Annotated in this window: 8 protein-coding genes; 4 read left to right on the plus strand and 4 right to left on the minus strand. The window is 75.7% G+C overall.

The annotated features are described in order from the left end of the window. From GTR02_RS16150 to GTR02_RS16160, 3 genes are all read left to right on the plus strand, one after another. Positions 1-1,274: MmgE/PrpD family protein (locus GTR02_RS16150; protein WP_166608522.1), on the plus strand; the 1,274-nt coding region annotated here is incomplete at its 5' end. Between the two features lie 14 nt (positions 1,275-1,288). Next, entirely contained in the window at positions 1,289-2,200 is a 912-nt protein-coding gene (gene prpB, locus GTR02_RS16155) for a methylisocitrate lyase (RefSeq protein ID WP_166608523.1), read from the plus strand. Positions 2,201-2,241: 41 nt separating this feature from the next. Next, entirely contained in the window at positions 2,242-3,402 is a 1,161-nt protein-coding gene (locus tag GTR02_RS16160; protein WP_166608524.1) for a bifunctional 2-methylcitrate synthase/citrate synthase, read from the plus strand. Positions 3,403-3,494: 92 nt separating this feature from the next. On the opposite strand, the gene crtI is transcribed toward GTR02_RS16160, so the two are convergent. Together crtI and GTR02_RS16170 are read right to left on the minus strand one after the other, a co-directional pair. Then, complete coding sequence (gene crtI / locus GTR02_RS16165) at positions 3,495-5,054, minus strand: phytoene desaturase family protein (RefSeq protein ID WP_338073860.1); 1,560 nt, start codon at positions 5,052-5,054, stop codon at positions 3,495-3,497. Next, complete coding sequence (locus tag GTR02_RS16170; RefSeq protein ID WP_338073861.1) at positions 5,051-6,193, minus strand: polyprenyl synthetase family protein; 1,143 nt, start codon at positions 6,191-6,193, stop codon at positions 5,051-5,053. The genes crtI and GTR02_RS16170 overlap by 4 nt, the downstream gene beginning before the upstream one ends. Positions 6,194-6,321: 128 nt before the next feature. On the opposite strand from GTR02_RS16170, the gene GTR02_RS16175 reads away from it, so the two are divergent. Next, entirely contained in the window at positions 6,322-6,969 is a 648-nt protein-coding gene (locus tag GTR02_RS16175) for a CDP-alcohol phosphatidyltransferase family protein (protein WP_166608525.1), read from the plus strand. 58 nt (positions 6,970-7,027) lie between these two features. Here GTR02_RS16175 and GTR02_RS16180 read toward each other — a convergent pair whose 3' ends face one another. Both GTR02_RS16180 and GTR02_RS16185 read right to left on the minus strand, forming a co-directional pair. Further along, complete coding sequence (locus GTR02_RS16180; RefSeq protein ID WP_166608526.1) at positions 7,028-8,506, minus strand: phytoene desaturase family protein; 1,479 nt, start codon at positions 8,504-8,506, stop codon at positions 7,028-7,030. Next, a complete protein-coding gene (locus GTR02_RS16185; RefSeq protein WP_338073862.1) occupies positions 8,503-9,621 on the minus strand; it encodes a glycosyltransferase family 2 protein in 1,119 nt (372 codons plus the stop codon). The genes GTR02_RS16180 and GTR02_RS16185 overlap by 4 nt, the downstream gene beginning before the upstream one ends. Positions 9,622-9,655 lie beyond the last annotated feature (34 nt).

A 9,655-nucleotide genomic window follows, 5' to 3' on the forward strand; every position in this document is an offset into this window, starting at 1 on the left:
GGACCGTCGTCGGCACGAGGACGGCGGTGTCGCCGGAGTGGGCGGCCTGGGCCGGCGGCGTCGCCGTGCGCGAGCTCGACTTCCACGACACGTTCCTGGCCGCGGAGTACTCTCACCCGGGCGACAACGTGCCCGCGATGATCGCCGTCGCCCAGCACCTCGGCCTGGACGGCGCGACGCTGCTGCGCGGCATCGTCACGGGCTACGAGGTGCAGGTGGACCTGGTGCGGGCGATCAGCCTGCACGCCCACAAGATCGACCACGTCGCGCACCTCGGGCCGTCCGCGGCCGCGGGCATCGGCACGATGCTCGGCCTGCCGACCGAGACCGTCTACCAGGCCATCGGCCAGGCCCTGCACACGACGACGGCGACCCGGCAGTCGCGCAAGGGCGCGATCTCGACGTGGAAGGCGCACGCCCCCGCCTTCGCCGGGAAGATGGCCGTCGAGGCGGTGGACCGCGCGATGCGCGGGCAGACCAGCCCCGCCCCGATCTACGAGGGGGAGGACGGCGTCATCGCGTGGCTGCTCGACGGCCCCGACGCCGCCTACGAGGTCCCGCTGCCGGAGCCCGGCGAGTCCAAGCGGAGCATCCTGGACACCTACACCAAGGAGCACTCCGCGGAGTACCAGGCGCAGGCGCTCATCGACCTGGCCCGCCGCCTGCACCGCGCCCGCCCCGAGCTCGGCGACCCGGAGCGCGTGGCCTCGATCGTCATCTCGACCTCGCACCACACGCACGTCGTCATCGGCTCCGGCGCCAACGACCCGCAGAAGTACGACCCGACCGCGAGCCGCGAGACCCTCGACCACTCGATCCCGTACATCTTCACCGTGGCCCTGCAGGACGGGGCCTGGCACCACGTCGACTCCTACGCGCCGCAGCGGGCCTCGCGCCCGGACACGGTCGCGCTGTGGCAGCGCACCACGACGCGCGAGGACCCGGCGTGGACGGCGCGCTACCACTCCACCGACCCGGCCGTGAAGGCGTTCGGCGGCCGCGTCGAGATCACCCTGACCGACGGCTCGGTCGTGGTCGACGAGATCGCCGTGGCCGACGCGCACCCGCTGGGGGCGGCGCCGTTCGGCCGCGCGCAGGAGGAGGCCAAGCTCCGCGCCCTGGCCACCGACGTCCTGGGAGCGGCCGAGATCGACCGGTTCCTCGACCTCGCGCGGCGGCTGCCCGAGCTCGACGCCGCGGGCGTGCGCGACCTCGGCGTCGTCGCCCCGCCGGAGCTGCTGGCGACCGTCGACCTGCCCACCGGCCTGTTCTGAGAGGGAGTTCCGCGATGCTCGGTTCCACGACCACCCCCGCCGCCAAGCGCGCCGCGTTCCGCGCGGGCCTCGCGAGCGGGGAACTCTTGCGCTTCCCCGGCGCCTTCAACCCGCTGTCCGCCCGCCTGGTGCAGCGCAAGGGCTTCGAGGGGGTCTACCTCTCCGGCGCCGTGATGTCCGCGGAACTCGGCCTGCCCGACATCGGCCTCACGACGCTGTCGGAGGTCGCGGGCCGCGCCGCCCAGGTGGCCGGCGCCACCGACCTGCCCGTCCTCGTCGACGCCGACACCGGGTTCGGTGAACCGCTGAACGTGGCGCGCACCGTGCAGGCGCTCGAGGACGCGGGCGTCGCCGGCCTGCACGTCGAGGACCAGGTGAACCCCAAGCGCTGCGGGCACCTCGAGGGCAAGTCCGTCGTCGACGAGGCCACGGCCGTGCGCCGCATCCGCGCGGCCGTCGACGCGCGCCGCGACCCGGGTCTCGTCGTCATGGCCCGCACCGACGTGCGCGGCATCGAGGGCCTCGACGCGGCGGTGCGGCGCGCCAAGGCGCTGGTCGACGCGGGCGCCGACGCGGTGTTCCCCGAGGCGATGGCCGACCTCGCGGAGTTCGAGGCCGTCTGCTCCGCCGTCGACGTCCCGGTGCTCGCGAACATGACGGAGTTCGGGCGCAGCGACCTCTTCACCCACGCCCAGCTGCGCGACGCGGGCGTGGCGATGGTCATCCACCCGGTGTCGCTGCTGCGCCTGGCGATGGGCGCGGCCGTCCGCGCCCTGGACGTCCTCGCGGCGGAGGGGACGCTGGCGCCCGAGGTGGGGTCCATGCAGACCCGCGCCGACCTCTACGACCTCCTGGACTACGCCGAGTACGGGCGGTTCGACTCCTCGGTGTTCGACTTCAGCCTCGACGGCAACCGCTCGTCCTGAGCGCCCGTCCCCCCAGCACCCGAACCTCGCGAAGGAGCGACATGCCCGCAGACACCGCGGCAGAGCAGACCCCGGCCGCCGCACCGGAGATCCACAAGGGCCTGGCCGGGGTGGTCGTCGACACGACGGCGATCTCCAAGGTCGAGCCCGCGACGAACTCGCTGCTCTACCGCGGGTACCCCGTGCAGGACCTCGCCGCGCACTGCTCCTTCGAGGACGTCGCGTGGCTGCTCTGGACGGGGGAGCTGCCGAGCGAGGCCGAGCGCGCGGAGTTCGCGGCCACCGACCGCGGGCAGCGCGAGCTCGACCCGCGGGTCGCCCGCGTAATCGACGAGCTCGCCCCGAGCGCCCACCCCATGGACGTCGTGCGCAGCGCCGTCAGCGTCCTCGGGGCGCTGGACCCGGACGCGGGCGACTCCTCGCCCGCCGTCGAGCTGGCCAAGGCGCAGCGGTTGTTCTCGGCGCTGCCGGCGGTCGTGGCCCGCACGCAGCGCCGCCGTCGCGGGCTGGAACCCGTGCCGGCCCGCGAGGACCTCGACCACGCGGCGAACTTCCTCTTCACGACGTTCGGGGAGGAGGCCGACGCCGAGGTGGTCGACGCCTTCCGCGTCTCGATGGTGCTCTACGCCGAGCACTCGTTCAACGCCTCGACGTTCACGGCGCGCGTCGTGACCTCGACGCTCGCCGACCTGCACTCCGCGGTCACCGCGGCGATCGGGGCGCTCAAGGGCCCGCTGCACGGCGGCGCGAACGAGGCCGTCTGGGACGTGTTCGAGGAGATCGGGCTCGGGGAGGGCTCCCCGGCACGCGCCGAGGCGTGGCTCGAGGCGGCGCTGGCGGGCAAGCGGAAGATCATGGGTTTCGGTCACCGCGTCTACCGCTCGGGGGACTCGCGCGTGCCCACGATGCGGGCTGCGCTGCAACGGCTCACCGACGCCGCCGGGCGCGCTGACGTCATCGAGCTGTACGACGCGCTCGAGACGGCCATGACGTCGCGGAAGAACATCCTGCCGAACCTCGACTACCCGTCGGGTCCGGCGTACCACCTGATGGGGTTCGACACCGCCCTGTTCACGCCGCTGTTCGTCGCGGCCCGCGTGACGGGCTGGACGGCGCACGTGCTGGAGCAGCGGGCGTCGAACTCGCTCATCCGGCCGCTGTCGGCCTACTCCGGCCCGGCCCAGCGGGAACTGCCGGCCTGAACCACGCCGTCTGAACGAGGCAGGGACGACGAGGGGCGCCCGGGTCGACCCCCGGGCGCCCCTCGTCGTGCTGCTCGTCAGCGCTGTTCCCGTCAGCGCCAGGCGCGCGAGCGGTAGCTGCGGTCCTTGCCCGTGATGCGCTCGGCGGCCAGCCGGCCCGAGACGAGCACCATGGGCACCCCGACGCCGGGCTGCGTGCCGGAGCCCGCGAACACCACGTTGTCGCCCCAGAGGTTCCCCGGGCGGAACGGGCCGGTCTGGCGGAACAGGTGCGAGGACGCGAACGGCGCCCCCGCCTCCATGCCCTGCCGCTCCCAGTCCGCGGGGGTGATCACGTCCTCGACCTCCACGGCCGCGTCGAACCCCGGGTAGCCGCGGGCCGTGAGCACCTCCATGACGTGCTCGCGGTAGCGGGGGGCCAGGCGGTCCCAGTCGACCGGCGACGACCCCGCCGCCAGCGAGGGCGTCGGGAACAGCACGTAGTAGACGTGCTTGCCCGCGGGCGCGAGCCCGGGGTCGGAGACCGTCGGGCGCGAGACGAGGATCGAGGGGTCGCTCATCAGGCGGCCGTCGACGAGCTCGTCGAACACCTGCTCCCACGCCGCGCCGAAGTGGATCGAGTGGTGCACGGGGTCGGGGTAGTCCGCGCTGGAACCCACGTGCATGAGGTAGCACGACGGCGAGTACGTCAGGTGCCGCACGCGCCACGGGTCGGTCCCCAGCAGGTCGCGGTGGGCGACCGGGAGGTCGGGGTTCAGCACGACGACGTCCGCGGCGAACCGGCGTCCGTCGGTCGTGATGACGCCCGTCGCGCGCCGGCCGGTGCGCTCCACGCGGGCGACCTCGGTGCCGTAGTGGAACGTGACCCCGTGCTTCTCGGCCGCCGCGGCCATGGCCGTGGGGATCGCGTGCATCCCGCCCTGGGGGAAGAACACCCCGGCGACCGTGTCCATGTACGCGATGACCGAGTAGAGGGCCAGCGCGTCGAACGGGGAGACGCCCGCGTACAGCGCCTGGAAGGAGAACATCCGCTGCGTGCGCGGGTCCTTGAGGTACTTCGCGACCTCCGGCGCCATCTTCTTGAACCCGCCGGCCGCCAGCAGCCGCACCAGGTTCGGCTTGAGCAGGTCCAGCGGGGTGTCGATGTTGGAGTCGATGAAGTCGCGGATCTCGTAGCGGTACAGGTTCCCGACGTGGGCGACGAACCGCCGGTACCCGTCGGCCTCCGCCTCGCCGCAGAGCTCCGCGATGGCCTGCGCGGTGCGCTCGACGTCGGCCGAGACCTGCAGCGTCGAGCCGTCGGCGAACGTGCCCCGGTACAGCGGGTCGACGGGCTTCAGGTCCAGCCAGTCGTGCATGTCCTCGCCGAGCGCGTCGAAGCAGTCGGCGATGAGGTCGGGCATGGTCAGCACCGACGGGCCCGTGTCGAAGCGGTACTGCCCGTCCGGGACGTCCTTGACCGACAGCCCGGCGCGACCGCCCGGGACGTCCTCGCGCTCGAGCACGGTGACGGTGCGCCCGGCGCCGGCGAGGCGCATGGCGGTGGACAGCCCCGCGAGACCCGCCCCGACGATGACGACGTCGTCGGTGGCGCCCTCGACGCGGCGGGTGCGGCCCGGCAGCCAGTCCAGGGTCCGCGTCGCGCGGCTCACGAGCGGCGGGTGGTCGCGGCGACCACGAGCTCGTGCAGCGCGGTGCGCGCGGGCTCGGTCAGGGGCGCGGCGTCCAGCGTGGTGCACGCGACCTCGACCTGCTCCGCGATGAGGGCCTCCACCCCGGCGAGCGCGCCGGTGTCCACGAGGACCTCGCGCAGCTGCTGCACCCCCGCGGCGTCCAGGGCCGGGTCGCCGAGCAGGCGCTCGACCACCTCGGCCTGCTCGGTGGTGGCCGAGGCCACCGCGTAGGCCATGAGCACGGTCCGCTTCCCTTCGCGCAGGTCGTCGCCTGCGGGTTTGCCGGTCTCACCGGGATCGCCGAAGACGCCCAGGACGTCGTCGCGCAGCTGGAACGCCTCGCCCAGGGCGAGGCCGAACGTGGAGTAGTCCGCGAGCAGCGCCGGGTCCGCCCCGGCGAGCTGGGCCCCGAGCAGCAGCGGGTGCTCGATGGAGTACTTGGCGCTCTTGAAGCGCACGACGCGGCGGGCCCGGTCCACGGCCCCGTCCGCGCCCTGCTGCGCGCACGACGCCTGCTCCAGCATGTCGAGGTACTGCCCGCCCATGAGCTGGGTGCGCATGGTGTTGAAGACGGTGCGTCCGCGCAGCAGCGCGTCGGGGGCGAACCCCGCGCGCGCGAACAGCTCGTCGCTCCAGGACAGGCAGAGGTCGCCCGCGAGGACGGCGCCCGCGAGGCCGAACCGGCTGCCGCTGCCGGCCCAGCCCGCCTGCGCGTGCATGGCCTCGAAGCGGCGGTGGGCCGCGGGCTGGCCGCGGCGGGTGTCGGAGTCGTCCATGACGTCGTCGTGCATGAGCGCGGCGGCCTGGAACAGCTCCAGGGCCGCGGCCACCTGCACGATGTCGTCCTCGTCGAGCCCGCCCGCGCCGAGGTAGCCCCAGTAGCAGAACGCCGGGCGCAGGCGCTTGCCCCCGGACAGCAGCGTCGCGATGGCGTCGAGCATGGGGGAGCAGTCCGGGCTGACGGTCCCGAGGACGCCGGCCTGCTCCTCCAGGAACTCCGTCAGGACGAGTTCGACGCGGTCGCGCAGCCCCCGTGATCCGGCGGCCGCGCTCGGTGGCGCGGTCGTCTCGTCGAGCGTTTGAACGCTCGTGCGCTGGGCAGGGGGCGTGGGCGGCACAGGCGCACTCTAAGCACGCTCACGGCGGTGGGCTAGCCAGGCCCGCCGGTGTCGCGCGTGTGGAGCTGCGGTGTCCGGGCTGCGAACCCGCTCGTGCCGCGGCCGCCGCGCGGACCTAGGTTCGGGGTGTGGACCGCGACACGTACCTGCAGCGGTGGTCGGTCCTGCACGGTGGCGCGGCGCCCACCGGGCTGGTGCGCGGGTGGCTCAGCGGCGTGCACGCCGTGGCCGCCCCGCTGGCCGCCCTGCGCGTGCCGCCGGCGGCCGTGACGCTGGCGGGGGCCGTCGGCTCGGTCGCGGCCGCCGTCGTGGCCGTCGTGGCCGGGCCCGGCGGCGCCGGTGCGGTCCTGGCCGCCGCGGTGCTCGCCGTCTCCGGCCTGCTCGACAACCTCGACGGCGCCGTCGCCGTCATCTCCGACCGCGTGGGCCGCCGCGGGGCCCTGCTCGACGCGGCCTGCGACCGCGTGGGCGACGCCGCCTGCGCGGCGGTGCTCTGGGGGTGCGGGGCACCCGCCTGGCTGGCGCTGCTGGCCGGTGGGCTCGCGCAGTGGCAGGAGTACGTGCGCGCCCGCGCGCAGGGCCTCGGGGTCACGGAGGTCGGTGTCGTCACCGTGGCCGAGCGCCCGACCCGCGTCTCGATCGCCGCGGCCACGGCGGCGGCCACGGCCGTGGTGCCCGAGGTCGGCTGGGCGACGATCGGCACGGCCGTGTGGGCCGCGCTCGGCGTCGTCGGCTTCCTCCAGCTCGCGGTGGTGCTGGCCCGCCGGCTCCGCTGAGCTCGCCGCGGCTCCGGACCCCGGGCCACCCGCCGTCGAGGAACCCGGCCGGCGCCGTTCAGGCGGGTCCGACGAGATCGGCGACGATGCTCGCCGACAGCCCGACGAGCGGCAGCCCGCCGCCCGGGTGCGAGGTCCCGCCGACGAGGAACAGCCCCGGCACGGGAGAGGCGTTGGACGGGCGCAGGAACGCCGAGCGGGCCCCGTCGCTGGAGGTGCCGTAGATTGCGCCGCCGTCGCTGAGCGTCGCGTCGGCCAGGTCCCCGGGCGTGCGGACCTCCCGCCAGCGCACCCGGTCCCGCACGTCGAGGCCGCGCTGCGCCATGACCGCCAGGACGTGGTCGGCGTAGCGCTCCGCGAGGCCGGGCTCCCGCCAGTCGGTGCCGCCCGGCGCCCGGCCGCCCGGGTCGTGCACGGGCGCGTTGACGAGCACGAACCACGCCTCGGTGTCCTCGTCGGGCCGCAGGGCCGGGTCGTCGGGAGCGCTGACGTAGACGGTCGGGTCCGCCACCGGTCGCCCCCGGGCGAGCGCCGTGAACTCGGCGTCGTAGTCGGCCGGGAACAGCACGGTGTGGTGCCGCAGCCCCGGGGTCCGGCCGTCCAGGGCGAGGAGCAGCACGAAGCCCGACGACGAGCGCCGCGCCGGCGCGGGACGCAGCCGGGGCCGGGGGAGCAGGTGCCCGTACAGCTGCGCCGCGTCGACGGCCGACACGACGACGTCGGCGGCGAGCTCCTCGCCCCCGGCCAGCCGGACCCCGCTGGCCCGGCCGCCGGTCGTCAGGACGGCCTCGACGGCGCACGACGTGCGGATGCTCACGCCCAGCTCGCGGGCCCGGTCGGCGACCGCCTCGGCGAGGCGGCGCAGGCCGCCGCGCACGTACCAGGCGCCGAAGGACTGCTCCACGAACGGGACGGTGGCCAGCGCCGCGGGCGCCTTGGCGGGGTGCGAGCCGGAGTACGTCGCGTAGCGGTCCAGCAGCACCCGCAGCCGCTCGTCGTGGAGGTACTGCCGGCCCAGGCCGCGCAGGCTGCGCCAGGGCGCCACCGTCCGGACGTCGGAGGCGCTGCGCGCCAGGCGCAGCAGGGTCCGGGGGCCCGCCAGCGGCGACTCGAGGAACGGTTCGCGCGCGACGTCCCAGATCGCCGACGCCCGGCGCAGGAAGGCGGTCCACTGCGCGCCCGCGCCGGCCCCCAGCGCCTCGTCCAGGGCGGCGGCCACCTCGGGCAGCCCCCCGCCGGGCAGGTCGAGCTCGGTGCCGTCGCCGAAGCGGTAGTGCGTCACCGGGTCGAGGGCGACGACGTCCAGCACCGACTCCAGCGGCGCGCCGGTCGTGAGGAAGAGGTCGCGCTGGACGGCGGGCAGCGTCAGCAGCGACGGGCCCGTGTCGAAGGAGAAGCCGTCGCGGCTGAACCAGCCGAGCTTGCCCCCCACGGTCGGGGCCTGCTCGCAGACGGTGACGTCGTGACCGAGCGCGGCGAGCCGCGCGGCGGCCGACAGCCCGCCCAGGCCCGCGCCGACGACGAGGACGCGGCTCACGCGAGTCGACGTCCCTTCCACTGCAGGCCGCCGCGCCCGTGCCGGCGCCAGGAGTCGGCGAGCAGGCCGACCAGCAGCGCGACGGAGGCGGGGTGCGCGAAGGCGTCCGGCACCGAGCGGCCCCCCGTGCGCTCCGCCGCGGCGTAGCGGCCGACGACGCCCGCCGCGTAGCCGACGGCGCCGGCGCGCGAGCCGCCCAGGGCGGCCAGCGGGGGCAGGACGTAGGCCAGCAGCAGCCCGGCGGCGACCCCCGCGGCCGCGGGCCGGCTGCCGAACGCCGACCACAGCGACTTCGCGTAGCCCTCGCGCAGCTGCGGCCAGCTGCCGTACATCCGGCACGTCGCGAGGTCGGTGCCGTCGGCGACGCCGCCCGTGCCCCCCGCGGCCTTGACGGCCCGCAGCAGGGCGATGTCGTCGAGGACCTCGGTCCGGACCGCCGCGTGGCCGCCCGCGCGGCGGTAGGCGAGGGCGTCGACCACGAGGAACTGCCCGTTCGCCGCGGCAAGCGACGGCCGGGGCGACACCTCGGCCGCCCGCAGCGGGAGGGTGGTGAGCCACGACCACTGCAGGAGCGGCTGCACGAGCCGTTCGCTCCACGTGTGCGCGACCTGCCGCGGGTAGGGGCACACGAGGTCCAGGCCGGTGGCCCGCAGCAGGTCGGTGCCCGCGGCGAGGGCGTGGGGGGCCAGCACGACGTCGGCGTCGACGAACACCAGCACGTCGCCGTGGGCGGCGGCCGCCAGGCGGGCGCACGCGTGCGGCTTGCCGAGCCACCCCGCGGGCAGCGGGCCGCCGCGCAGCAGCGTCACCCGGGCGTCGCCCGCGGCGACGGCCGCCACGACGTCGGCCGTGCGGTCGCTCGACGCGTCGTCGTAGACGATCACCTCGTAGGCGCCCGCGGCGACCTGGTCCAGCAGGGCGCTGAGGCACGGGCCCACGCGCTCCTCCTCGTCGCGCACCGGCAGCAGGACGCTGAGCACCTCCCGCGTCGCGGGGGGCTCCACGGCGGGCCGCCGCAGGTGGCGCGCGTTGAGCAGGGAGTGCGCGGTCAGCGCGGTGGCCGCGGCGGAGCCCGCCCAGGTCGCCACGCGCAGCGCGGTGCCCGCGCGGCTCACGCGCGGGCCCCGTCAGCGGCCGGGGCCCACCCGC

The sequence above is a fragment of the Kineococcus siccus genome, assembly GCF_009906795.1.
Taxonomy (GTDB): Bacteria; Actinomycetota; Actinomycetes; order Actinomycetales; family Kineococcaceae; genus Kineococcus; species Kineococcus siccus.

Excerpts from the sequence above, each read along its gene's own strand:
- GTR02_RS16160 (WP_166608524.1), top strand. The coding sequence starts at position 2,242 with ATGCCCGCAGACACCGCGGCAGAGCAGACCCCGGCCGCCGCACCGGAG.
- prpB (WP_166608523.1), top strand. The coding sequence starts at position 1,289 with ATGCTCGGTTCCACGACCACCCCCGCCGCCAAGCGCGCCGCGTTCCGC.